The 26194-nt window shown below is 41.9% G+C and carries 21 protein-coding genes and 1 tRNA gene; 7 read left to right on the forward strand and 15 right to left on the reverse strand.

What is annotated here, in order from left to right; translation table 11 throughout:
• Nucleotides 1-6: 6 nt before the first annotated feature.
• Complete coding sequence (locus H1230_RS22655; protein WP_239712131.1) at nucleotides 7-816, reverse strand: MerR family transcriptional regulator; 810 nt, start codon at nucleotides 814-816, stop codon at nucleotides 7-9.
• Between the two features lie 162 nt (nucleotides 817-978).
• Nucleotides 979-2937: an ATP-dependent DNA helicase gene (locus H1230_RS22660; RefSeq protein ID WP_239712132.1), complete on the reverse strand. Its 1959-nt coding sequence runs from the start codon at nucleotides 2935-2937 to the stop codon at nucleotides 979-981.
• Nucleotides 2938-3231: 294 nt separating this feature from the next.
• Between H1230_RS22660 and H1230_RS22665 the strand changes: the two genes are divergently transcribed.
• Nucleotides 3232-4890 carry a histidine kinase N-terminal 7TM domain-containing diguanylate cyclase gene (locus tag H1230_RS22665; RefSeq protein WP_239712133.1) on the forward strand — a complete coding sequence of 553 codons (1659 nt, stop codon included), beginning with the start codon at nucleotides 3232-3234 and terminating at the stop codon, nucleotides 4888-4890.
• A gap of 74 nt (nucleotides 4891-4964) precedes the next feature.
• Here H1230_RS22665 and H1230_RS22670 read toward each other — a convergent pair whose 3' ends face one another.
• Nucleotides 4965-5399: a MarR family winged helix-turn-helix transcriptional regulator gene (locus H1230_RS22670; RefSeq protein ID WP_239712134.1), complete on the reverse strand. Its 435-nt coding sequence runs from the start codon at nucleotides 5397-5399 to the stop codon at nucleotides 4965-4967.
• 92 nt (nucleotides 5400-5491) lie between these two features.
• Nucleotides 5492-6529, reverse strand: a complete 1038-nt coding sequence (locus H1230_RS22675) for an NADH:flavin oxidoreductase/NADH oxidase (protein ID WP_239712135.1) — start codon at nucleotides 6527-6529, stop codon at nucleotides 5492-5494.
• A 149-nt stretch (nucleotides 6530-6678) separates the two neighbouring features.
• On the opposite strand from H1230_RS22675, the gene H1230_RS22680 reads away from it, so the two are divergent.
• Entirely contained in the window at nucleotides 6679-7806 is a 1128-nt protein-coding gene (locus H1230_RS22680) for a GGDEF domain-containing protein (RefSeq protein ID WP_239712136.1), read from the forward strand.
• A gap of 30 nt (nucleotides 7807-7836) precedes the next feature.
• Nucleotides 7837-8670: a YihY/virulence factor BrkB family protein gene (locus H1230_RS22685; RefSeq protein ID WP_239712137.1), complete on the forward strand. Its 834-nt coding sequence runs from the start codon at nucleotides 7837-7839 to the stop codon at nucleotides 8668-8670.
• A 20-nt stretch (nucleotides 8671-8690) separates the two neighbouring features.
• Here H1230_RS22685 and H1230_RS22690 read toward each other — a convergent pair whose 3' ends face one another.
• The 5 genes from H1230_RS22690 to H1230_RS22710 form a co-directional block, all read right to left on the reverse strand.
• Complete coding sequence (locus H1230_RS22690) at nucleotides 8691-9134, reverse strand: VOC family protein (RefSeq protein WP_239712138.1); 444 nt, start codon at nucleotides 9132-9134, stop codon at nucleotides 8691-8693.
• A 52-nt stretch (nucleotides 9135-9186) separates the two neighbouring features.
• Nucleotides 9187-11016 carry a UbiD family decarboxylase gene (locus tag H1230_RS22695; RefSeq protein WP_239712139.1) on the reverse strand — a complete coding sequence of 610 codons (1830 nt, stop codon included), beginning with the start codon at nucleotides 11014-11016 and terminating at the stop codon, nucleotides 9187-9189.
• A gap of 29 nt (nucleotides 11017-11045) precedes the next feature.
• Nucleotides 11046-12545, reverse strand: coding sequence for a methyl-accepting chemotaxis protein (locus tag H1230_RS22700; protein ID WP_239712140.1), 1500 nt, complete (start codon nucleotides 12543-12545; stop codon nucleotides 11046-11048).
• Nucleotides 12546-12721: 176 nt separating this feature from the next.
• On the reverse strand, nucleotides 12722-14125 hold the full coding sequence (locus tag H1230_RS22705; protein WP_239712141.1) for a flavin-containing monooxygenase: 1404 nt from the start codon (nucleotides 14123-14125) through the stop codon (nucleotides 12722-12724).
• Between the two features lie 321 nt (nucleotides 14126-14446).
• Nucleotides 14447-14800, reverse strand: a complete 354-nt coding sequence (locus H1230_RS22710) for a hypothetical protein (protein WP_239712142.1) — start codon at nucleotides 14798-14800, stop codon at nucleotides 14447-14449.
• Nucleotides 14801-14968: 168 nt separating this feature from the next.
• On the opposite strand from H1230_RS22710, the gene H1230_RS22715 reads away from it, so the two are divergent.
• Nucleotides 14969-16237: a S8 family peptidase gene (locus tag H1230_RS22715; RefSeq protein ID WP_239712143.1), complete on the forward strand. Its 1269-nt coding sequence runs from the start codon at nucleotides 14969-14971 to the stop codon at nucleotides 16235-16237.
• Here the strand turns inward: H1230_RS22715 and H1230_RS22720 are convergent.
• A complete protein-coding gene (locus H1230_RS22720; protein WP_239712144.1) occupies nucleotides 16208-17083 on the reverse strand; it encodes a glycosyltransferase family 2 protein in 876 nt (291 codons plus the stop codon). The two genes, H1230_RS22715 and H1230_RS22720, sit on opposite strands and share 30 nt — an antisense overlap.
• A 170-nt stretch (nucleotides 17084-17253) precedes the next feature.
• Between H1230_RS22720 and H1230_RS22725 the strand changes: the two genes are divergently transcribed.
• Nucleotides 17254-17883: a DUF1796 family putative cysteine peptidase gene (locus H1230_RS22725; RefSeq protein ID WP_239712145.1), complete on the forward strand. Its 630-nt coding sequence runs from the start codon at nucleotides 17254-17256 to the stop codon at nucleotides 17881-17883.
• 124 nt (nucleotides 17884-18007) lie between these two features.
• On the opposite strand, the gene H1230_RS22730 is transcribed toward H1230_RS22725, so the two are convergent.
• Entirely contained in the window at nucleotides 18008-19897 is a 1890-nt protein-coding gene (locus tag H1230_RS22730) for a substrate-binding and GGDEF domain-containing protein (protein ID WP_239712146.1), read from the reverse strand.
• A 204-nt stretch (nucleotides 19898-20101) separates the two neighbouring features.
• Here H1230_RS22730 and H1230_RS22735 point away from each other — a divergent pair, with 204 nt between their 5' ends.
• Entirely contained in the window at nucleotides 20102-21193 is a 1092-nt protein-coding gene (locus H1230_RS22735; protein WP_239712147.1) for a low temperature requirement protein A, read from the forward strand.
• A gap of 82 nt (nucleotides 21194-21275) precedes the next feature.
• On the opposite strand, the gene H1230_RS22740 is transcribed toward H1230_RS22735, so the two are convergent.
• Entirely contained in the window at nucleotides 21276-22541 is a 1266-nt protein-coding gene (locus H1230_RS22740; protein WP_239712148.1) for an alkaline phosphatase, read from the reverse strand.
• Nucleotides 22542-22674: 133 nt separating this feature from the next.
• Here H1230_RS22740 and shc point away from each other — a divergent pair, with 133 nt between their 5' ends.
• Nucleotides 22675-24570, forward strand: a complete 1896-nt coding sequence (shc, locus tag H1230_RS22745; protein ID WP_239712149.1) for a squalene--hopene cyclase — start codon at nucleotides 22675-22677, stop codon at nucleotides 24568-24570.
• Nucleotides 24571-24614: 44 nt separating this feature from the next.
• Here the strand turns inward: shc and H1230_RS22750 are convergent, their stop codons facing one another.
• From H1230_RS22750 to H1230_RS22760, 3 genes are all read right to left on the reverse strand, one after another.
• A complete protein-coding gene (locus H1230_RS22750) occupies nucleotides 24615-25052 on the reverse strand; it encodes a hypothetical protein (RefSeq protein ID WP_239712150.1) in 438 nt (145 codons plus the stop codon).
• A gap of 12 nt (nucleotides 25053-25064) precedes the next feature.
• Nucleotides 25065-25502, reverse strand: coding sequence for a LytTR family DNA-binding domain-containing protein (locus tag H1230_RS22755; RefSeq protein ID WP_239712151.1), 438 nt, complete (start codon nucleotides 25500-25502; stop codon nucleotides 25065-25067).
• Between the two features lie 597 nt (nucleotides 25503-26099).
• Nucleotides 26100-26172 (reverse strand) — tRNA-Ala (locus H1230_RS22760).
• Nucleotides 26173-26194: the final 22 nt, after the last annotated feature.

Genomic DNA, 26194 nt, shown 5'->3' on the forward strand with positions numbered 1-26194 from the left:
GTTTTTTTAAATAGGGATATTCACTTCTAAATAGGTTCTACTTTCTCCCTCGATTTTTTCGGTAAGGATTATCTTCCCCACTATATCTCCTGCAATTGAATATTGATGTTCTTCTAGATAATCCAGCATAAATTGCAGGGAGTCTCGCCTGATAGATTCTTCACCAGAGCAGGCAATGACGGCCGATATACATGTAGTAGGGCTAATATATTCCACGTTCTCGTCTATTTCAACATTAAGCTTATGTACCTCATCTTCCAACAAACTAAGTCCCCAGTTATAATCACAGCATGTATTAGCCTCGGATAAAATATCACTATTCTCGATTCTGAAAGAATAAAAGGAGAACGGAAGCATATTCATCCACTCATTTACCGTATCCTTCAAATAATCATTGATCAACAAATCATTCTTATGGGTTTGTCTCAAGCGATAAATCCCCGGTACCTCCTTGAGTGTGCATATGTTTAATGATCTTTCAATCTGCTTGAACTCATTATTAATCTCAATTATCTTATTAAGCAGCATTGTGCTTCTCTTGATTTCTGCTTCCAGGTTCAACTGTGTCTCTTGAAATTTCTCTATGATATGTTCTGAAGAAGCATCCTTGATGAGCAATGCCACATCCTGTAATGGAATCTGCATGCTCCTATACCATCTGCTCATTAGCAAATCTCTAGCATCCAAATCATCAAAATATCGGTAATTATTGCTATTATCTTTTATCGGTCTGACAATATCATGTTTCTCATATAATCTCAGTGTGTCTGAGGTAACGCCTAGTATTGAAGCAAATTCACCAATGCAATATTTCAATCTATGTCCCCCCCTATCTTTTCCTAATTTAATGATATAGGGCCTTACCCAGATATGATATGAATTATTTTACGTCAATTGCCAACAACGCAAAAAACCACCTTCTTAGGAAGAAACGGATTCTACTCCGTCTAATCAGAAAGTGGTTTGTTTATATAGTTTTTAGTTTCGCTGTCCGGTCAAGATTTGAAGCTGAATCCCCTTCGGCAATACAGAGGTAATATACTCGTGTACCGGATGCTCTCCGTCCTCTTCTGCCAGCACGGTTACAATTCCCTTATCTTCACTGGTGCGAATCAGACGACCCATTCCTTGCTTCAGTCGCAACAGCATATAGGGCAGGTCTACATCCTCGAATGGAGAAGTTGTCTCCGAGCGCTTCGCCATAAACACAGGGTCCAGCGGAGGATACGGTAGCGACCAGATAATAACATTGGACAGTGATGGACCAGGTATATCAAGCCCTTCCCACAACGTAACAGCACAGAGCACACTGTGCTCATCCCGTTGAAATGCCGAGATCAAATAGCTAATCTCCTGATCTCCCTCATAAAGGAAGGAATACTTCCCGCTTTCCGGTCTAAGCAGACATTCCTGCTTAAATAAGAAGAGTTCCTCACGTGTACGGAACAGCAGCAGTGCTCTGCCTTCCGTCCGCTCAATGAGCTTCAGGGAAATTTCGAACTTTTCCGCAAAGTCACCCGTCAACGGCTCTGGCACATAGACATCCATCTGAGTGCCATAATCATAAGGAGAGTCTACCGAGAATGACAGGTAGTTCTGTACACCCAAGCCTTCTCTTAAATATTCGAATGATTTATCGACCGACAAGGTGGCTGAGGAGAATACGATCGGCATATTTTGGCTAAACATACTTTCCAGTACCTCTTTCACATCACGCGGCATTACGAACAGTGACACACCATCACTATCTTCTGTCGCCCAACAGATCAACGCTCCTGAATCTTCAAACAGCTTCAGGGCAACTTCCATCATCTCCAGGCGTTCTTCCACAATCCGTAATTGGTATTCATCCAACGTGTATAGCTCACTTTCAAACACCAGCTCTTCCTCGATGGAGGCAATGATGGTGCGCATGCGATGCACGTCACGCAATAAGCGCTCATTCAGTTCAATACTCATCCGATCTGAACCCGGAATACTGTGACTTTGGCGGCGAATGCTATCGAACATAATCTCACTTTGTTCAATCGCTTCATCAATAAGCATAGCCAGCGCTTCACGGATATCATTCTTCAGCAGACGGGAGATCAGCTCTTCAAATACGACATGTTTTATTTTATAGCCCAATGCCTTCATTGCCGCAGATTCGAGCAAATGCCCTTCATCAAACACAACAGCACAGTGGTCCGGCAGAAGTGGAATTTGTCCTTCTCGCTTACGGGCTTCATACGTCCACACATGCTCCATATAATAATCATGGGAACAAATAACCAGATCGCCGGCCTTACGATAATGATCACGTGAGAGTGTCTGGCCGCAGCGGTGGCGCACATCACAGGTAAAGCAATCCTGAAATGAATCCCAATTGATTTTGTTCCACTGTTCGTCATTCAGATCTGAATAATCCCTACGGTCGCCATATGCATGGAACTCCTGTAGCGCTGTATGTGAGTGCACGAAATCCGGCAAGCTCTCATACAGGTCCTCCAAAGGCAAACTCTCATCATCGTTATTCCGGGCCTGATCCAGCTTCTTTAAACACATATAATGATCCGGTGATTTGGCAAGTCTGGCGTCAATCTCCATATTCAAGTGCCGTGAAAGTTTGGCAATATCTCCTTCAGGCTTCACAAGCTGCTCAATCAACGACTCATCTGCACACGCGATAATAGCCGGTTTACCGGTATAACGTGCATAACAGATGCTGTATAGCAAATAAACCAATGTTTTACCGGTTCCAACACCTGCCTCGGCAAAAATCGTCTTCTTATCTGCAAAAGCCCGTTCCAGCTGATACGCCATATAAATCTGTTCATCACGGACTTCAAAGCCTGCCTTAGGAAGGATTTCATAGAACACTTCTCCAACCCATTCTCCCACCTGCTCGATAAAAGGTTTGGTACGATCATACGCAAAAGGATACTGATTCGCCAACAAGCCTACCTCCAATATTAAGATCAGGCACTTCTATCATGCCATGAAAGATTATAAACCAACAGGAAAAACTTAATTATCTCATAAATTCGAAATAAACACAAAGTTATTCTCTGTTTATAAAAATATAAATTAACTTAGCGCATTGCTGCTTTCCACTCCTAAGTTTTATTAGGTATAACGTGTGAATATTGTTGTATTATTTTCACTCTACTTATATATTGGTATTATAGTTATAAGCCTTTTGGCCCAAATTAGCTGAACAAATGACTACTATTACATAAGAGGTGTTATAAATTGGGCCTAATTCCATGGATTGACTTAACGTTGTGTTTGCTTTTATTTGTGCTATTTGTTTATGTGTTTGCGTCTGTAACCATTACTAACTTACATAAAGCTTATCTAGTCTTCCACTTCTCCATGATGTTATGGCCTTTCTGCCAGTTTGCTATTAAAACAACTGACAGCCCAAAGTATCAATTGTTTTACGTAAAGCTCGCTTTTATCGATACGTCTCTGCTGGCTATTGGCTGGCTTTTGTTCACCATTTTCCTCACGGGTCATTCGTCATTTTTACGAAGAAAAAATTCCTTACTACTGTTTATTCCAGCTCTATTAGTGGCGCTCGGTGTGATATTCAATCCAAACGGCTGGTTCGTTCAACCTGTGTATGGTACGTATATCCAGAGAACTTACGGGCCTCTTTTCTGGTTCAATATCACCATATTGATAGCTTATGTAATTGTTTCGCTTTACATTATGTATTTAGCTTTGGTATCCGACAAGGCACTCCGTATCAAAAAGCAAATTAAACGCGTGCTTCAAGGGATTATGGTGATGACTGCATTCATCTTGTCGGACATCATCCTCAATGTGGGCTTATCCCGTTTTCTACCGGTCATTCCAGGATTGACATCTCTGGGCATTCTTTTATCTGCCGTCTTTTTTATCATTGCCATTCATCGTGATAAAGTATTTGATATTGTGACCATCGCTCATCAGGACATTTTTGACACGATCGCGATTGGAATTCTGGTAATTGATGATAATGACACCGTTGTAGAAATAAATCATTCACTGCTACCCTACGTCCAATTGAAATTAGGGGACCGCTTCAATATCGAAGCTATTCTGCCAAAGAACTCTGACCAAACGGAAACATTCCTCGATACTTACCGGAACCGACCGCTGGAAAGAACGGAAATGGAATTAACATATCATGGAATTTCACAGCCACTCCATGTCAATATTCAGGCTGCCCCAATTATGGTTAGCGATTTAAGGGTAGGACGAATTATCACATTTCAGGATAGAAGTGAGCTTCGTCGTCTCATCGATGAGACTAGTAATCAGAACCAAATTCTGCAAGTCCGGAATCAATCTTTAATTGGAATTCAGACGGAACTTTTTCAAACCAATCAGAAACTAGAACAGATGGCGATAACCGACAGTTTGACCGGTTGTTATAATCGCCATTACTTGACCCAACAGCTGGAGCAGGAAGTTATGAAGAACATGAATTTCCAACTACCGTTTGCGATACTTCTCTTAGATATCGACTACTTCAAACTAGTCAATGATAATTACGGCCACTTGGTCGGCGATGAAGTGATATGCAGGACTGTGAAAGCCATCAATATGGCTCTGCGGCGGACTGATGTTCTGGCCCGTTATGGCGGAGAGGAGTTTATTATTTATTTACCCAATACGAATCAAGCACAGGCTACCCTCTTGGCTGAACGCGTCAAATCCGCAGTCGAATCCAATAAAATGATCATCCCTAATATAGCTACTTCAATCTCGATTACGATAAGTATGGGGTTGTTGTCCATTACTACGTTTGCCATTGAAAATCTCCAGAATTCATATATAAATGAGTTATATGAATCTGTGGACAAAGCCTTATACCAAGCCAAAAAAGAAGGCCGCAACCGGATTGTTAGTATCTCCAGATAAAACAAAAACTAACCGACCTGTAGCCTAAAGAAACGGGCTACGGAGTCAGTTAGTTATAGGAATATTATTATCTCTTATTGTTGTTTGACATGGAGCATGTCTTGCAGCAGCTGTGCTACTTCTTTTTCGGGAAAAGCCGCCACTAGAATCTCTTTAACTGTCCCTTGCGCTTTATCGATCTTGTCTTGGCCTATTTGGGTCAAAGATGTATAGATGCTTCTGCGATCATCGTCACAGGCAGTTCTTTGCAAGGCTCCACAGCCCTTGGCTTCAAAGCGGCTCACAAGTCGAGATACGGCACTCTGGCTTAAGCCCACCATCGACTCCAGTTGCTGCAGTTTCAATTTCTTCTCTGATGCCTCAGACAGAAACAGTAGCAAATAAAATTCCTTCAAAGACAAGTCATGCCTCTCTTGCAGCTTCGTTTCCAAGGCATTGGCAACGTTCATTTGTATATGTGTCAAAGTCAACCAGTTAGTTATAAGGTTACGTTCAAGGTTATCCTTCATCTCATTATTCCTTTCTCAGGCGTAAGTCCTACGATGAATTTTATTAATCTTTCCTTATCCCATTATAACACTGGCCACTGGTCACTAGTCACTCATCTCTTTATTCTTGGAAATCCCTGCTCATACTGTTTAGGAAGTCCAGCCTCTTTATCAAGCTGTACGCCTGCCTCCAACGTCCAATATGGATTTCTTAGCATCCCCCGTCCAATGGCAACAAGGTCTGCTTCATCATTACCGATCACGGCATTGGCAAGTACCGGCTCATCTAATCTTCCTACTGCAATAACTGGAACATTCAAGCTGTGCTTGATTTCTCTAGCCAATGGAACTTGATAACCCGCATGCGTGCCTGGTTTTCCTGCAGCGGCAATTGGACCTTCTCCACCTGCACTAATATGAAAAATATCTGCGCCAGCGTCTTTATACACCTTGCTGAATTCCAGACTCTCGTTAATTCCATAACCGCCCTCTACATATTCTTTAGCAGAAATACGCATGATCAAGGGCATACCTGCTGGCATTTCACTCTTAGCCGCCAGAATAACTTCTTTACCGAACAAGGTTAAATCTTGGCCATATTCATCCGTTCTATGGTTAGTCAGTGGGGAATGGAATTGGTGAATTAAATAACCATGCGCACCATGAAGCTCAATCACATCAAATCCGGCTTGAATAGCGCGTCTTACACCCATACGATATTTCTCTACCATGGCCTTCACTTCTTCAGTCGTTAATTCCTTGGGAGTTTTGGATTCCGCATTAAAAGCAATTGCCGATGGTGCTACTGGCACTGCAGCGTCTTCGGCTTTGCGCCCTGCGTGGGCAATTTGGATACCGACTTTGGCACCATACGAATGACATGCCTCAATAATTCTAGCCAATGCAGGGATCTGCTCATCAGACCAAATGCCAAGATCATAATCAGTGATGCGGCCATCCGGCTCTACATCAGTCATCTCAATAATAATTAACCCAGCTCCACCAATAGCCCGACTCACATAATGGTTATAATGCCAATCCGTAGCAATTCCATCTTTATTAGTAACTGAATATTGACACATTGGAGGCATAACCACACGGTTCTTCAGCTTCAAATCCTTCAATTCATAAGGGGTAAATAAATCCTTCATACTCTCTCTCCTCTTTGAATATTATATGCATGCTCATGCATTTAAATATATAGAACAAAAAAGCTTCTGTCAACTATAAAGAAGCAACTATGGTGGATTTACGTTATGGTATAATTAGTTGCCCGAATATATAAGGAGTGTTATTCATTATGAATGTCTTACTTCAGGTCCAAATAAATATTGTTTCATCTATTTTAACTACTATTATTTTAGGGCATGCTTATTTCAATATGAATAGAAAAAAAACACGCAATAGAATATTTCTTTGGATTCTCGGATTAACTTTGCTCACTTTAGTATTAGAGACTTTTAGTATTTTGTTGGATGGACCAGCTATGAAGCCATATATCGTATTACATAAGTTAGTCAATATATTGGGTTTTTCAATAGCTCCTGTTATTCCGTTTCTAGGGTATATATTTAGTAAAGAATGGGTTAATAGATATCAGAAAGAGAAGATCAAGAGCAACTATTTTCTACTCCTCCTCCCATTGGTCATTAACTTGGTAGGTACTTTGTTAAGTTATAAGGGAAGCGGACTCTTTCACATCACCGGTACAAATAATTATGAACGTGGGCTTTTATTTTTTATTTTACCCACTATCTCTTACATGTACTTCAGCTATAACTTATATTTCATCTATAAGTTACGCCAAAAATTCTCATCTGCGGAACTCGTTATCTTCAGTACATTTTATATTGTGCCTGCTATATCTACTTATGTTCAGTTGGAATACGCTGCTTATTTGACCATTTGGAATAGTTTGGCAATTATTCTTGTCTTTGCTTATATTTTCATCCAAAATGAACAAGCCTATCGGGATAATCTGACTGGACTTGAAAATCGCTTGTCCTATGAGCATTATGCTCAGAATATAAATAAAAAAAGGCTGCGAAAGCTGTTTATCGTTTATCTGGATTTAGATGAATTCAAGATGATCAATGATCAATTCGGACATCTCGAGGGGGATGAAGCGATTAAGATCTTTGCTGATTTGATCGTGGAGAGCTTTCGGGTTAAGCATAAACGCTTGATTCGTTTAGGAGGAGATGAATTCTTAATTCTACTAAACGCGCAGCAACAAGAACAGGTTGAAGTTTATATCCAACAACTAATTCAACAGGTTGAGATGTATAATACTAGAGCTTTGAAACCGTATCAACTTAAATTCAGTTTTGGTTTGGCTGGGTATACAAAAGCTGTTGATTGTATTCATCAAATCTTAGAGACCGCTGATCAAGCGATGTATGCGCAAAAACAAAGTAGAAAAGGCTAACTAGCGCTAATTTCCGAGAAGGAGTGAAATATGAAAAAGGCTTCAAAAATGGGGTTCTTCGTTTTTCTCAGACATTTATTCAAAAAGATTAAAAATGATGATGTTCAAGGGATAAGCGCACAATTAACCTACTATCTCATACTATCTTTTTTCCCTTTTTTAATATTCATTATGACGCTTATTGGTTATGCCGATATCTCTATGGGTGAGAAGATCAAATATCTTCAAGAAATAATGCCTACAGAAGCAGTAACGATCATCGAGGAAATTGTAAAGGAAGTTTCAGAGGGACGGAGTCAGGCTTTGCTCTCATTCGGTATGCTTGCTACGCTGTGGACTGCCTCCAAAGGGATTAATGCAATTATGAAAGGTCTGAACAGAGCTTACGATATCGAGGAGAACAGAGTGTTTTGGAAAGTAAGAGGAATTTCGCTGCTGGCAACGCTGGTCATTGGTCTTGTCATTCTGCTCAGTACTCTGCTGCTCATATTCGGAAGCTGGTTAAAGACGAAACTATTTTTGCTGACCAATTTACCCTATGGCCTTTATCAACTATGGAGTTTGCTGCAATATGCCATTCCTCTGCTCATTATGTTTATTGTGTTTAGCTTGCTCTATTGGATTGCTCCTAATCGGAGAATAACCTATAAAGAGGTACTGCCTGGAGCTGCTTTTACAACCATCAGCTGGGTTACAACATCTGTACTTTTCTCTATATATGTTAACCAATTTGGAGATTTCACAAGAACCTATGGGAGCCTTGGGGGAGTGACGATCCTGCTAATCTGGTTATATTTCAGCTCCATGATTCTACTCGTAGGCGGTGAAATTAATGCGATCCTATTACACCGCCGAGTACAATAAGCACAGGTTCTAATGCCTGCTTAAACCTTTGGCATCTTAGTTACATCCATATACAATATATTCCAGCAATGCCCATCCAAATCAGCAAAACCAGCACCATACATCCAGCTTTGGTCTTGAGGCTTCTTTTCTTGGAGCTTCTCTTCTTTTACTTTATTAAAGCTTGTCCCCCCTGCCTCGACCGCCTTCCTTACCATTTCATCTACTTCTTCTCTACTCGCCGCATCAATGGAGAACAATACTTCGGTTCCTTGTGTAGTATCGGCAATTTCGTTTCCGGTGAAATTTTTGAATGTGGATTCTGGAAAAAGCATCACCATGATCTTGCTGTCTCCGACAACCATACCAGCCATGTCATTGCTATTTTGATGTCGCGGATCAAACGAAAACCCAATCTTGCTGAAGAACTCTTTCGACTTATGGAGATCTTTGACCGGCAAGTTTATCCATAGCTCTTTTGTCATTGTTAATTGCTCCTTTATTCCCAGATATTGGTCACTGCGTTTGTTGTGTGTTCTAAATACCATTTAAACTCGCACCTTTAGCAAATAACCGTTCGATATTCTTGGCTACAGTTGGGTCCAATAGCAATGGAGGGGCCTGATGCGGCTTAACACGAGCATCAATAATTATATTATCACAAGCCCAATGCTTGTTCTCATTATAACTATTCACCCCATAAATATCATGTGAGGGATTGCTGCGGGTAAAGGTAGCCCACAGGAAATTATTGAGGGTCGCACACATAAAATCACTGTCATCACAGAGTATGATCATCGGACAAGTAGAGAGCTCGCCTTTTGCCAGAATAGCATCACTTAAGCCTTTTAGTTCTGTTTCCGCCTCTGTATAATTTGTGAATTTAGTTCCTTGAAGCGCCACAATTCCCGGTATCACCATTCGAGCCTCTTTAAATCCCTGCAGCTCCTGTAGAATATCTGGTACCTCTCTGCACAGCTCCCTTTTGGGTTCTCCAACGGCTGCAAATACAACCTTGCTACCACTGTTAATCCCTGTACCTGAATAATCAAGGGTGTCTATCGTCGTATTTGTATAAAAGTGTATATCCCGACGAAGATTGATCCGCTTCAGAATATAGGTTAAAAAACCTGCGATATCATGAATATCTATATTCTGATCCTCTTCTGCCGTAATAAACAAGAACTTCGCTAAGCTTAATTGGCCTGTACCCAGAATCCGATTCGCCATGGTGAGTATCTCTGCTGGCTGTTTCAATTGCTGGTAAGGCGTGTAACGTTCGCTGCCAATCGCTAAGAGCAATGGATGCACGCCCGCAGCATCTACTGCATGAACTTCCTTTACACCTGGGATTTCTTGCTTAATCGCTCCACCGGTCAGCTCATGAATTAATTCGCCAAATGATGTATCTTCCTGCGGCGGCCGTCCGACGACAGTAAAGGGGAATATAGCATTTTGTCTGGCATATACCTTATGCACTCTCATTACAGGAAAAGGGTGAGTCAGGCTGTAATAACCCAGATGATCACCAAAAGGTCCCTCTGGTTTGGTCTCGCCAGGATAGATCTCTCCGGTGATCACAAAATCGGCATCACTGCTAATACAATAACCATCTACATAGCTATAGCGGAAATGGCGTCCGGAGAGGAGTCCCGCAAAAGTTAATTCACTCATTCCTTCCGGCAATGGCATTACTGCTGACAGCGTATGCGCGGGAGGTCCACCTATGAAACAGCTTACTTTCAGCGGTAGCCCTTGTTTATTAGCCTTATCCTGATGGACACCTATCCCACGATGGATCTGATAATGAATTCCAACTTCTTTATTCAGTTCATATTCGTTGCCGTTAAGCTGTACACGATACATTCCCAGATTGGAATTCATAATTCCTGGCTTATCCGGGTCTTCTGAATACACTTGGGGCAAGGTGACAAACGCGCCCCCATCCTCTTTCCAGTGTTTAATAAGCGGAAGGTCGGATATTTGAATTTCCTGGAAGGCCGCTGACAGACCGCCTAATTTCCTAAGGGGCAGGGCTCTCCTTGCTGCCAATCCAGTCCCTATATATTTAAAAGGATTCTTAAGTGCTTTGATTGGATCGTTGCGCAATGCAATTACGTTCTGTGCTGTATTCCATGTGTGGCGAAATATAAACTTGCTACGCTCAATGGTCCCAAAAAGATTGGATACCGCACGAAACTTCGAACCTTTTACATTTTCAAATAGTAATGCCGGGCCACCAGCCTCATATACTTTCAGATGTATTGCAGCCATTTCAAGATCAGGATCAACCTCTTCTTGAATACGCAGCAAATGTCCATGCTTCTCTAAATCGATGATGCATTCTTCTAAATTACGATATGTCATTCTTTTACTCCAATCCATAGTTCATATTATTATACTGAAAGACTCTCCGTTAACACATTTAATTCATGCGCCAAATTATTCAGATCAGAAGTCGAATTATTCATATTATCTATCGAGATCTGAGTTTGCAGAGATGAGTCTGACACTCGTTGAACCTCTATTGCTGTATTCGCTGAGTTATTGGCTATATCCTCTATTGAGGCAGTGACCTGCTCGGAGCCGGCAGACATTTCTTCAGACGCAGCAGAGATTTCTTGGATTTGAAAAGTTACCTCTTTACTGCTCTCCAGAATCGTCTCAAACGAAACTTTTGCATTTTGAACCATAGAATTTCCTAGTGCCACCTCTTCAGCCCCTTCTTTCATAAGAATGGAAACATGGCTTGTAGAGGACTGTATCTTTTGAATTAATGCAGCGATTTTTTGGGCTGAATGATCGGTTTGACTCGCAAGTTTTCTCACTTCAGTTGCAACCACGTTAAAGCCTCTTCCATGCTCACCGGCTCTAGCTGCTTCAATGGATGCATTCAAGGATAAAAGGTTCGTTTGCGCCGCTATTTCTGATATGATCTCTGCGATACTCTCTACTTCATTGGATTGATTCTCCAAATCATGAACTGCTTGTGAAACCTTATCCGTGGATTGTTTTATTTTTGACAATTGTTGCATTGTGTCTTCCATAGATTCGTTTCCCAGCTCTGACTTTTTGAGCATGTTTTGCGCAGCTTCGGAGACTGCCGAAGAGTTCTCAGCTATTCTTTGAATACCTATAGCCATCTCTTCCATAGCCCTAGCACTTTCTTTCGAGGATTGTGCTTGATTATCCGTTCCTCGGCTTACATTTAGCATAGATTCAGTAACTTCTTGGTTCGCCTTCATAGTTCGCCCTGTATTTTCACTTAATGAATCTACCGATTCAACCAGTTTTTTGGAAGATAACATTAATTGATCTATAGTATTTTGAATCAGTACTTGTTTTTGTTCTTTCTCTTCTTCTAATCCCAATGTCACTTTCCGTGTACTAAGGATATGAATGATCGTTGCAGCCGACATCATAATTAAGAAGCCCGCGTGAATCAACATCATGGAGAACGTGTATTCATGATTCCCAAAAATAAACTCCGTAAGTATCCAATATCCTAAGATATGCTCGATCGCAAAGATGACTGTCATTATTATGATTAGTTTAATATCCTCATAGAACGCGATGATCGCAATAACTACGAAGATAGAGAAATGAAACTCAACCATACCATTGGCACCCACAACCATTGATATACTGGCAAAGGTCATACTTAGTGAATTATATAAGGGGATTTGTGATTCTGTCTTTATTAGTTTCGAATAATAGCTCAAAGCTAAGAACACTAGAGGCAATATAGCAACTATAATTGTCAGATATCTGTGTTCATTACTGCTTGTATGTTCAGTATGCTGCTGGTTCATTAAGAGAAATCCAATTTGAATAACTATCGACATAAGTGCTGTAAAGCTAGCGAACCCAAACATTAATCTTTTCTTATTACTCATAATATGACCTCCAATTATTTCTGAGCGCTGGTTTGTAATTCTTATTGTAGAGTAGACTCCTATAGGCAATATGTATAATTTATGAAAAAAGTATGAAGGGCTTCACACAAAAAATCCAGCTCTGGTCCAATTTATTGGAGGCTGGATTTTTGACAGTTTATTTTGTCCCCTGTCGATCATTGGCTGGTAAATTCGGCTTCATTATAAGTAATGAAATTATTTAGAATTTCTTCCTTGTCATCCAGGAACAGCTGATCTGCCACGGCTGAGACGAGCTTGGGCACTGCATTCTTTGTGCCTGAAATCGCTGAAGCTGAAAGACCGCAGCTGGCTAAAGCCGAATAGTTAAACACAAAAAGTCCATGCAGGAGCTTGCTGCCCGCTTCATCTCGACTTATGAACGCAAAGCCAGGACTGAGATAAGGATGCGCATCAAGCAGCACATTGCGCCTTTCAGCCGGAGCACTGTAGCAATCACTCCAGCGGGCAATATGACTTTCGACAAGCTGAAGCTCCGGACGTAACGCTGGGTCGCTAAGTAGACCGGTGCTGATAATCAGAAAATCAAAGGTATAATTGCCCTGTGGCGTAGTCACTACTGCTCCCTCAGCTGTTGCCTCGACATCAAGCCAAGGTGCGCCAAGATGTAGCTGAAATCCAGGCCAGGCAGCCGCACGCTCAAAGGTATCGTTGGTCGGTGGCTGATTGTACTTAAAGAAATGGGAAATCGTCGCATATTTATCAGCATCCGAAAGTACATGGAAGCGTTCGATCATGCCCGAAACTTCCATCTGGCGGATCGGGTTGACACTCGGCAGCTTATCACGGCGAACAAAGACATGGGCTTCTGACACACCTGTAGAGAGTAAGAAATTGGCGTTATCAAAGGCCGATGCCCCACCGCCCAGAATCGCTATTTTTTTGCCGCTCAGCGCTTCACAATCAATCATTTCCGAGGTATGTGCATAGAGGTGTTTTGGTAATTTCTCGGAAATCATCGGCGGTACATGCCATTCGCCACCCCCATGGATACCAGTGGCCAGAATGACCTTGCGCGCTAATAGTTGTGATGAGGGTGCTCCCGCCCCTTCAATATGTAGGTGATGAATGCCTTCTGCTGTAGGCTCGATTAACTTCAGTTTCACCTCATTAATAACGGGAAGACTCAGAACACGCCGATACCAACGCAAATAATTCATCCATTCCCCTCGCGGGATCTTATCCAGTTCATCCCAGCCCTGCGGTCCGAACTGCGCTTCCCACCATGAGCGAAAGGTCAGGGAAGGAATGCCAAGATCGACTGAGGTTAAATGCTTGGGTGTGCGTAAGGTCACCATTCGGGCGTAAGTTTCCCAAGGCCCTTCTAAACCTTCACTATTTTCATCAATGACCAGAATATTGGATATTCGCTCACGCAAGAAGCCAAAAGCCGCACCTAAACCGCTTTGACCCCCTCCGACAATCACTACATCATAGACATGTCCTGCAGGATGATCAATTGGGCGTACCCAATCCGTGCCTCCGAATGCGAGATAGGATAGATCGGTATTTACTCGTTTATTTAACGCCTCTAGACTCATAATTCCTCATACCCTTCAATAGCATATTTAAGATATATAATCATCCTCTAATTCGTATCAATGGACATATTATATCTTGTCTACTCTGTCATTTAAAAGTGTATGGCATGTTTATTGTCATTATATCTAAGTTTCTCTTTATGGATTGTATATAATAACTAACATATAGTGTCTAGGCTCTCGTCTTATTGACAAATAGATGTTTGCAGGTTCTTAATCTTCCTCATACTCTGGATCAATGCGAAGCAAAGCATGCAAAACAAGCAGCACACACCGATTAAATATCAGCACGTGCTGGCTGCTTTGCTTTTTAACTATTATTTAGAATCTAGCAACATAAAATTCTCGATCTGCTGGGATCGTTTTATTCGTTAATACGACTCCATTAGCATCTCTTATTCTCAAAATATAAGAAACGGTCGTTAAAGTAGTAATTGTAGGAAAGCGGACTACGCCGAAATCATCGAAATCCGCGGTAATTGTTGTTGTGCCAGTTGTTAATGAAGCTGTCCAACCCACAGAACTTTTAGGTACATTATTAAAATCCGTTGCAACTACAACGAATCTGTCTAATGTCTGTCTAATTCTCCGTTTCTTTGGAGTTGCAGATGCTCTCCGTTTGCTAGCCATAAGGGCTCTGTTATTCATTAATGGTTTCTTAACAACAGCTTTCATTTACTTCACCACTTTCTCATAGGATACAGTAATAAATGGAATAAGCGCGGTGCCTGAAACCCTCTATTGCCTATTAGTTGCGAAAATGAGCTTTTCTCCCAGATTAATAGAAATGTACCCACTGGTTCAGCAGTGCATACAATGCACTGGAGAGGTGAGCTATTAACCATGAATGGACAGATTTGGCTGCAAAAAAACACGGTAACAATCAATAGGCCTTTGCGAAAAAAGATTCAACAAGCGTATCTCCCCGGTCGTAAACAAGTGGAAATTCCAGTCATTATTCAATTCAAGCAAAAAATAACCTCAGTTGGGCTACGTGCCTTGCAGAAGCGATTAGGCCAACATAGCTTCCCCATTATCCGCCGTCTTCCCTTGCTTAATGCAGTATCGTCAAATGTTTCGGTAAAATGTCTGGAGCAGATGTGCAACTGCCATGAGGTTCAGAAAATATATTTGGATAGCATCAAAAAAACATCGCTTTATATTGCCACGCCTTCTATTGGTTCTACGGCTCTTCAAAGGAAAAAAGGGCTTACCGGAAAAGGGATTAACATCGCCATTCTCGACACTGGAGTATTTGCGCATCCCGATCTGACCCAGCCCGTGAACCGGATTATAGCCTTTAAGGATTATATCAATCACAGAAAACAGCCCTATGACGATAACGGCCATGGCACACACATTGCAGGGGATGCGGCAGGTAACGGTTGGATGAGTAAGGGGAAATATAGGGGGCCTGCCCCAGAAGCAGGAATCGTAAGTGTCAAGGTATTAGATAGTAACGGTTACGGGTATGATTCCACGATTATTAAAGGCATTGAGTGGTGTATTACGCAGCGAAAGCGCTTAAAGCTGCGCATTCTTTCGCTGTCACTTGGCGGTCCTGTAAATTCCACTTGCGAAGATGATCCTCTATGTCAGGCTGTAGAAAAGGCTGTACAGGCCGGACTAATCGTCGTTATTGCAGCGGGAAATAGTGGCCCTGGACGGGGGACAATCGAGTCTCCCGGAAATAGTCCAGCAGCAATTACTGTCGGAGCGGTGGATGATCACCGTAGCCTTAGGCAAGCAGATGACCGTATAACCTGGTATTCCAGCCGCGGACCTACCCTTAGCGGGCAGAATAAACCGGACTTAGTCGCACCGGGGGAGACGATCATCTCGCTTCGGGCCCCCTGCTCTAGGCTGAATCGCGAACTTCCTTACCTGCGGATTGGCAAGGGTTACTTTGTGCTATCCGGTACCAGCATCTCAACGCCAATCGTCTCCGGTGCGGCTGCTCAATTGCTGCAGCATAATCCGTCTCTTTCACCTTCACAGGTTAAAGCTTTACTTAAACGGAAGGCCTTTCGCCTAGGGCTTCAGTCCAACACAGCGGGAAGCGGCGAGATCAATGTGAGGTTTCTACTCAGATGCACTAAAGCATCGGGATAATATCGTATTTAATGTATTCTGTTCATATTTTTTCATCCGTAAATTTGCCTCCAGTATCTTATGAGCCCATGCTAAACATTTTTGATAGTGATCCAGTTCATGGACCCGGATCCGATAGTGACATAAATCTAAATGAATCTGATACTCCTCAAAGCTTGGATCTAACCCAAGTTGCCCAAACTGAAGTCTTCTGATTCTCTCAGCACTCTGTTCTTGCAAGCCTTGATAAACATTAGATACCTGGCCCGGATGCAGCCTGTAAATAAGCAGTACATTGGGAAGATTAGCAAGTTGGGTAACCTCCCCCAAACGGTTCCATATCTCATAATCCTCGGCATGGGCATACGGAAGATACCTGATTCCATGAGCATCCACTACAGACCTCCGAAAAATTACAGTAGGGTGTATAAAAGTGCAATGAAATAACTGCCAGCATATAATTTCCTCGTGAGTCGTAGGTTTCTTCGTAATCATATCGCTACCCAATATTTGCGCCTGCCCGCCACAAACGCCAATATGCCAGTTAGCATCCATGTATGCTACTTGCTGTTCTATTCGATGAGGCAGAGAGATATCGTCACCGTCCATTCGTGCAACATACTCACCGGTGCATAACGAGAGGCCTTCGTTCAAAGATTTCACCAAACCTATATTAGTCCCATGAGCAGTCACTTTAATTCTGTTGTCGCTAATCCCCAGAATTTTCTCCAAGGTTCCATCCGTTGATCCATCATCAATAACAACTAATTCAAAGTCTTGATAAGTTTGCCGTAGAATACTATGAATTGACTCTTCGATATAGGCTGCGGCGTTATATACAGGTAATAGTACCGATACTTTTTCCACTATTGTTCCCACCCCAATCTTAGGTACCGTGTATATCATATTATGTATTTAAGTTTCGAATCGATATACATATCCGCCGCCTTCATCTAAATAAAAATAAGTTAAAGCGTCCAAACTCTTTCCCCCCGTTAATAATCTAATAATAGTAAAAAGTGCGGGAGGGAACCACTTTGAATTTAACAGAAATAAAGGGCACCTATGACGTAATATTCAGTTTAGGACACAATTGTCTAGTTGCAGATCAGTTGTCCCGTTCTATGTTAAGAACCGTAGGGGGTGTTTTGGATTGGGTGGAATCGCCGATTCTAGCAGGAGTAAGTAATCTATTACGCAATCACTTCTTATACTTCATGGAACTCCCTAATCTCAGTATTACAGGTATCAATGACAAAGCAGGCTGTTATATCGTAAGAGATGCTGCCTACCATATTTTCTCCCATCATGATTTCCCTTTAATTGAGAATACACCTGAGCAGCTTACGAGCTACCCTAAATTACAAGAAAAAATAAACCGCCGAGTTCCGCGGTTTCTGGAGACACTCCTCAACGCTGATAAGATATTATTTATTCGCACGGAAGGGACAATACATGAAACTAATGAGCTATTAGGCATATTACAGGGGATGGTAAAAGGAGAGTTTAATTTGCTTGTAATAAATCATGCCCCCGTAGATGGAATTATTGAAACCCCTTGGCCCTTTCATAATGTTTGCGCACTACAAATCCCGGAGGTTCCAGATATGTTCTATGATAATGATCATCTTTGGAGGGTCTTATTGAGCGGATTAAGAATCAAGTAAGACTACAAACAGCGCTACTCAACATGCCGTTTATTCAACGTTTGTGGTGGGTAGCTCTTACAGTCTGGGTAGTTGGAATAATTTAGAACGTTGGCAAAAGTACTGGAAGAGCATCTAAATTAGTTTACTTCCTATCCCCAAAAATCGTATATGAATTCCCCCTCTTCTTCGCTTGATACATAGAGTTATCCCCATATTTGATCAGTGTTTCCAGTTCATCAGTGTCTTCAGGAAATTGACTAATTCCTAAGCTGATTCCCACCCTAATCTCATGCTTCTGAATCCAGAAGGGATCACGAAATGACAAGTTAATCCTGTTGGACAATTCAGCCAGAAATTCCTTACAAAAGATCTCGATAATGGCGGTAAACTCGTCACCACCCAGACGAAAGATGGCTTGGCGAGCAGTTGTGACATTGCTGAAGTTCAGCGGTATGAATGCAGTTCCATCTAACAGCAGGCGAATCCGGTTGGCAATCTCAATTAGCAGCAAGTCTCCAACTCCGTGGCCATATTCATCATTGACTGCTTTGAATCCATCTATATCCATGTACATTAGGATAAATGACTGCCCTTCAGCGGCAAGTTGAGTCAGAATCTCATGGAAGGAGGTGCGATTGTATAAATCTGTCAACTGATCAAATTGGGCTAACTGATATAGCCGAATCTCATTCTGCTTCTTGTTTTCAATCTCCAGTTCCAGCTTGGTGATCAGATTAATTGATTTAATAGCCGTACTCAGATGACTGGCCAGTGACAAGTAATTTAGAATATCCAGATTGGAGAACTCAATGAGCATGAAGCCGAAATGATCGTCAGCAACATGAAGCAGTTCTGCTAAATAGGTAAATCTTCGACCCGCTGGAAAAAGAGAATTTCCCTGTCGTTCCTCAAACGTTATCGGAGCTTGGGATACCATGCCTCGACCTTCAGAAATTTCAAATTCCAAAATACAGTCCTTGAAATTCCGATTCTCAGAAGAATAACGGAATATCATCCCATTGGTAATTTTCAGCTTATCCATCCCTACCGTAAGCACATGATATAAGTTCTTCTTATCGTATGAGGTCATAATCATCTGATCTATTTCTTCTATTAACAGGTGGTAATAATCTTTTTCCTCATTCTGTTTGGCAAGCTCGACTAACTCTTGTTCGAATTCTTCCATTCTTCGCTCCAGGTGACACCCGCAGGATTCCCGATATTCAATTCCGCCGGTAACAGCACTGATCAGTGTCGTTTCGCCCGTTCGTATATATTCCAGCAACCGCTCGGTGCCCTGGAAGGCAAGCTCTCTGGTAGGGTAATAAATACTAGTTATACTTGGCGATGCGTACCGCATACGTTGCCCATCCTCATAAGAACAAATAGCGATATCATCGGGAATATGGTACCCTCTTGATTTTAGCAGTATCTGAACGGTATATGCCTCCTCCATTGTCATGGCGACAATAACATCGGGAACCCTCTTTCGTTCGTCCAGAAGAATAGAAACTGCGCGCTGAGCCCGCTCGTACATATTTAACCCTTTGAGTTCTGACTCACTGATATACAACTCGGGATCGAATAAACCATACTTATCTAATGTCCGTTTATAAATGTCATTTCTACCATCATAGGACCAGGGGCAAATGTACGCTATTTTTTGGTAACCGTGATGTCGAATCAAATGCTGAATCAGCTTCCGTAAATAATAGCCTCCATGCATAAAATTGCTTGGAATATCCTCAAGTTTCTGCCCAATACTAAACATAGGCACATTTACCATTTGCCTTAACCTGTCCAGGTTCTCACCTTGAACAGGAAGTGTCCAGCCGAGAAAAATCAATCCGTCAAGGTTAAATTCCTTTATTAAATCAGTAATCACAAGATGCTGTGACTCTACATGTAACAGCTCGTTAGCATTCATATAACCGAACCGAATCAGATTAGCACCGTATGTCTCACAGGCATTAGCAACACCTTGAAACAGGTGGCTAACATTTTCATTCTTTAGCCAATTGTTTTCTGCCATTAGTCCAATAGTAATCCGTTTCAGGTTATTCGTCTCCCTTAATGTCAAATAGAGTCCAGAGTTAAGCGCTTTCTATTCTATAATTCTACAGTACAATTTCACAAAATAGAATAGTATCCATTTATGCAAAAATAGAAAGACATTTCCCTTAAAATTTTATAGAATTAAAATCAAATAATATCTGCAAAGGAGTCTCTTGATAAAATGGCAGAAAAAAAAGTAACTTGGCTGGAGCTCTTCTATGACCTGTTGTTTGTAGCTGCTGTGTCCAAAGCGACTCATGTATTATTGCATGTCGAGCATGGCAGTATTTCAATAGAGCATCTGGAAAAATTCATGCTTATTTTTATTCCGATTTGGTGGGCTTGGGTAGGACAAACTGTTTATAACAATCGATTCGGTCGAGATAGTACCACTCATCGGATCTTTATGATTCTGCAATTATTTTTTGTTCTGATCATGACAGCCAGTCTGGATGCGGACTTTGACGCGAATTATGCACCTTTTTTAGTCGGCTATATAGGATTGCGGGGCTTAACTGCCGTTCAGTATTTAGTGTCTGCCCGTAGGAGGGATACTAAACTTAGACAGGAAACCGCCATTTTTTTGGGAACCTACTTCTGGTTGGGGATTGTGATCTCTTGTTCCTCACTCTTTTTTGACTCTTGGGTCAGGTACTTGATTCTGTATGCTGGCATTGCTGTAGATATCATTGTACCTTTGATCGGCCGAACCTATCTAATAAAAACACCTATCCATACTGCACATTTATTAGAACGGTTTGCTCTCTTTACGCTGATCCTGTTAGGTGAATCGGTAATAAGTATGCTCTCCGTCTTGCAGTCTGATAAATTCACAAGCTCATCCATTTTATTTGCTGCCTTGGCTTTTATATTAGTAATTGCAATCTGGTGGCAATACTTTGAGAATGTCGAGAAGCGCGTAGATAAGTCGAAACAAACGGCAGGGCAGACGATTATCTACGGGCATTTATTCATCTATTTTTCACTCAGCATGATTGCTGCTGCGATACAGCTCCTGTTTGTTGAGCAATTGGAGTATATCTTTATCCTTTGCTTCACTTTCGCCTCTGTTCTCATCTATTTCTTGTCGGTTATGTTTGTATTTCATCAATATCGATTCCATCATCTCAAACTAAGCCTCAAAGTTTTTCTTTCCTTAACCGGAATGCTCTGTGCTTTATTCCTCTTGGATTTATTCATAACTGCTTCCCCTCACCTCATATTAGGTGAAATCATGCTGTTTTTTATCGTTTTCGCTAAAGCAACGGCTTAGTTGCACTAAATCATTGCATGCCGATCCACACAAAAAAGCATCTGCCCTTTGAATGGGCAGATGCAATAGGTGGAGATGTAGGTTATTTCACTTTATATCCTAGCGACTGCATAAGCTTCGTGAATACTTCAGTATTTTCGTAAACTCCAGTAAACAACTCAGAGTTTCTACCCATTGCTGTGATAGGAATATCAACCGCCGTATGTCCCGAGGTTGTCCAATCTACAACAAAGTTGAGCTTGGAGTTGGCAATGGCGAACGGACCATCTTCTTTGGAAATCCCGTCACCGGACTCATCATCAGCGTTAACTTCTTCAATAGAGAAGCCACCCGTTTCATGATCGGCAAGCACGAGGACTAGTGTGTCTGGATTCTTTTTAGCAAAATCCTTAGCGACTTGAACCGATTTATCCAGCTCCTGGCCCGCTTTAATCGTCATTTTGGCGTTGTTTTGGTGGGCAAATTCGTCCGTGCCTTCTTCTTCAACCATCAGGAAAAAGCCATTTTTATTAGCAGCAAGTGTATCTATCGCCTTTTTAGTCATTTCTGGCAGAGAGACAACCGGGTTATAAATGTCCCCTTCACCTTCTGGTTTTTGCTGGAACATTTCCTCATTTGCAAACAGCCCCAGCAGCTTGCCGCCTTTTGCTTTTTGCATATCGGTCTTGTTCGTCACATAACTGTATCCTAATTGTTTAGCTTTGGTTATGAGATTGCCCTGTGTCCCTTTGCTTTTTTCCGTTGGATCTTCAGCAGGTTCATCCTTGAATTTACCAGGCTCTCCTGCCGGATACCAGAAATCCTCACCACCACCAAGGAGCACGTCAATCTTGCTCTTGGTCAACAGCTGCAAGGCGATGTCACTTTGTTTAGAACGGTCTTCTACGTGTGCGCCAAATGCAGCACCCGTAGCATCGGTAACTTGGCTAGTCGTTACTACTCCAGTAGATTTCCCAGCGTCTTTAGCATATTCCATGATCGTTTTTACGGATTTTTTGTTAGCATCCATACCAATAGCTCCGTTATACGTCTTCACTCCGCTGGCATACGCTGTAGCTGAAGCCGCCGAATCCGTCACCGGGATAGTAGAACTCGTATGAATTAATCCAAGGTATGGCATCGCATCCATAGCCAGCTTCCCTTTTTCACCTACGGTCGCCAGGCGGATTGCATCGCGTTGGGCTGTTCCCATGCCATCACCGATAAACAGAATTACATTCTTCGTCTTTGCAGACGCCGCGTCTGCAGAATTTGATGCTTGAGTAGTGACTACGCTTGTAACCAAAAGTGCACTCGCTGCAGTAACCACCATCGCAGCTTTGAATCTATTCTTGTTCTGTGATTTCATATATTCCCTCCTAAGGTATGTTTACTTCCTTATAGTAATGTACATTCGTTAGGAGAATGTTTTCGTGATATATCAATAATGTTAATCCCTCAACCATATAATAATTAAAAATGACTTGGGAGGAACCAAGGGGATGGCCAATGTATTAAGCAAAGTCGATGAGGAAATGGATCGACTGACAGCAACCCTTATTCAGAAACAAGAACCCGAAGGAACTTGGCATTTTTGTTTTGAGAATGGAATCATTATAGATGCTTATGTGATCATTCTCTTTCAAACGTTGAACATTGAGAATGAGGTCCTTATTCGACAGCTGCATGATCGTATTCTAGCCGAGCAGCAGCCCGAAGGCTGCTGGAAACTGCACTTCGATGATGATGAAGGAAACTTATCTGCTTCAATTGAAGCCTATTATGCCCTGCTCTATTCCGGTTATAGTGTGAAAACGGATGAACCTATGCAACGTGCCAAGCGTTTTATCCAATCCAAGGGTGGTCTTGGGAAAGTCACCAGTATCTTAACCAAGACCATCCTCGCCGCTACCGGACAAATGAATTGGCCTGCTTCCATCTCTTCCATACCGCTTGAAATACTGCTTCTCCCCACCTTTTCTCCAATCAACTTTTATGAGTTTTCCGGGTATTCAAGAGTCCATCTTACCCCGATGCTAATCTTGGCCGATCGTCATTTTTCAATAAAGACCGCGCAAACTCCTGAACTAGATGATCTTAAGGTAGATCGTATCCACACCGATGAACCTCATTCTCGGGAATACCAAGAGCTACAGGACAGTATACACTCCGAACTACGCAGACTTATAGGCACTCCCCGTTCGATCCATGAAGCTGCTATAACAAAGGCCGAACAACTCATTTTGCAACGGATTGAACCTGATGGAACCCTATACAGCTATGCCAGCAGCACCATTCTAATGATTTTCTCCCTACTTGCGCTTGGGTATGATAAACACCATCCTCTCATCACACATGCCATTCAAGGTATAACAGCTATGCAGTGCAGCGTGGACGACAAAACCACAATACAAAACTCACCCTCTACCGTATGGGATACAGCTCTGCTCGCCTACGCCATGCAAGAATCTGGAATCAACAATGGCCATGAGGCGATTCGGAAAGCTGCTGCCTATCTACTCTCCAAGCAGCATCACAAAACAGCGGATTGGAATATCCACAACCCCAATCCCATCCCCGGAGGATGGGGATTCTCAGACAGCAATACCCTTAATCCGGATGTGGATGATACCACTGCAGCTTTACGAGCAATCCAAACCTTATCGGAGACTGATCCTTTGTATAGAGAATCATGGAATCGTGGTCTGAATTGGGTTCTATCCATGCAAAATGAAGACGGAGGCTGGCCTGCTTTTGAAAAAAACACAAATAAAAAAATGCTTACTTGGCTGGCAATAGAGGGTGCTAAATCTGCCGCTATAGATCCCTCGGAGGCTGACCTTACAGGACGCACCCTAGAGTACCTCGGGAATTTTTGCGGCCTTGATATTCAGCACAAGTTCATCAAATCTGGAACGAAGTGGCTCTTAAAGCATCAGGAAAAGGACGGTTCTTGGTATGGACGATGGGGGATTTGTTACATTTATGGTACGTGGGCTGCTCTAACGGGCTTAGAGGCTGTAGGGGTCTCCTCTAACCATACTGTAGTACAGAAAGGAGCCCAATGGTTATTACGTATTCAGAACCCTGACGGGGGATGGGGGGAATCCTGTAGAAGTGATCGTCTTTTGCGCTATGTGTCTTTAGGGGAAAGCACACCTTCTCAGACTGCCTGGGCGCTAGATGCACTCATTGCTGTTCATCCACAGCCAACAGCCCAAATAAATAAAGGAATATATAGACTTATCGCTTCATTGCAAGAAGATAACTGGATGACTTCTTATCCGACAGGTGCTGGTCTTCCGGGCAACTATTATACTCACTATCACAGCTATCGTTATATCTGGCCGCTCCTTACGCTGAGCCATTACAGAAATAAATATGGAGACTACAGCTAATATGCTGATTGTCCCCTTAGTCAGATGATACTTTAAACCTTATTTTATTTATTCTCACTATTCTTATACTCGCTCAGCTTTTGATTGAGTTGTTTGGCCTCATTCTGCCCATCAATATGCATCATTGTGAAGACCACCCCTTTAACAAGAAGAATTACAATCGTATACGATAATAACAGATCCCTATCAAAAATTTGGCGGGAGCTAAAAAACCATAACCATAATATTAAAAATACATCTGCCATTAGAAAGCTAACATAGAAGCTGATTATTCCAGCTTTTCTCCCCAGTTCATGTGTATTCACTAAAGCATACTTGAAACAAGTAAACGCTGAAGCAATTAAGACGATTTGCCCGAGTAATGAAGCTTGAATCGTTCCTGAAGAAGAGAGGGCCAACACTATTGCAGCAATGACTGTCAAGAATCCACAAGCTACCAGAAAATCCTTCAACATATACGATAGATATTTGCTGATTTTCATATTGAAGCCTCCTTAGAGTCCTAATTTTGTTTTGAGCACCGGAACATATTGTCTGGAAATGAAGACCTTTTCACTATTCTGAAGCAACGCTTCAAACCTCCCATACAGAATCGGGCTTACCGATTCAATTTTTGAAATATTAAGGATGGTAGATTTGGATGCTCTAAAAAAATCCCAATGTTCATATTCCGTCTCAATCTCATAAAGCTTAAGTCTGGATTCAAAAACCTTCTCTTGGCAATAAATAAATACTTTATTGTCTACGGCTTCGAAATAAAAAACATCATTGGGATTGATAATATGCATCTGTAAATCCAGGATTCCAACAAGCTTTTTGGAAGTTGATTTAATGGAATAAATTAGTTTCATCAATGATTCATCAGGCTCGTTACATCGGATTATGATCTCAGGTTCACTTCCTGGTGGGATATTCTCAATCGTAACTTTCATCCTGTCACCCCATTTTTTGATATTGGAACAGTCGCAATTCTGTCAATGCCAGCTTGAGTTCCTGCTTACAGTTACAGTATATTTCACGGAAATTTATATTCAATAGGTGCTAAAGTAAGCTGCAATAGTGGAGAGTTAAGCTGCAGAATTCGAGGGTAGGTTGATTATACTGCCTCAAAAAAAAAGACCGCCCTTTCGCAAGGATACGGTCAATCTCTGTCTGTGGAGTCATGTTAGTACACTTTCTAGGTGTTTTATTCAAAGTTGAATCTCAGCCTTAAACACAATAATCGCTCTTCCTCCAACCTTGACTAGTGAGGGTTCTCCCTGTTCATGGATAGAAAAAGGTGGAGAAAACTCTATTTCGCCTTAAGTCATGACTACAGAATAATCGTTGCCTTCATTTTGATAAATCTGCACAACCCTCATCTAGTCTGCTCTATTCCTAGTTAAAGTAACGTTTTCTTATTGCATTCTACATTCGACCAAGCCCCAAAATATTCCTACCATTGCAATAGACCATCCACAACGATTCATGTAGTCCTTAATGAAACAGCAAAAAAACGGCATCTCTGCCGTTTCATGTTAAATCTATTATGGAGAATAGGGGGCTCGAACCCCTGACCTCATCGCTGCCAGCGATGCGCTCTCCCAGCTGAGCTAATCCCCCGAGTTGCTGGTATTTATATTTG

This window comes from Paenibacillus sp. 19GGS1-52, from assembly GCF_022369515.1.
Taxonomy (GTDB): domain Bacteria; phylum Bacillota; class Bacilli; order Paenibacillales; family Paenibacillaceae; genus Paenibacillus_AQ.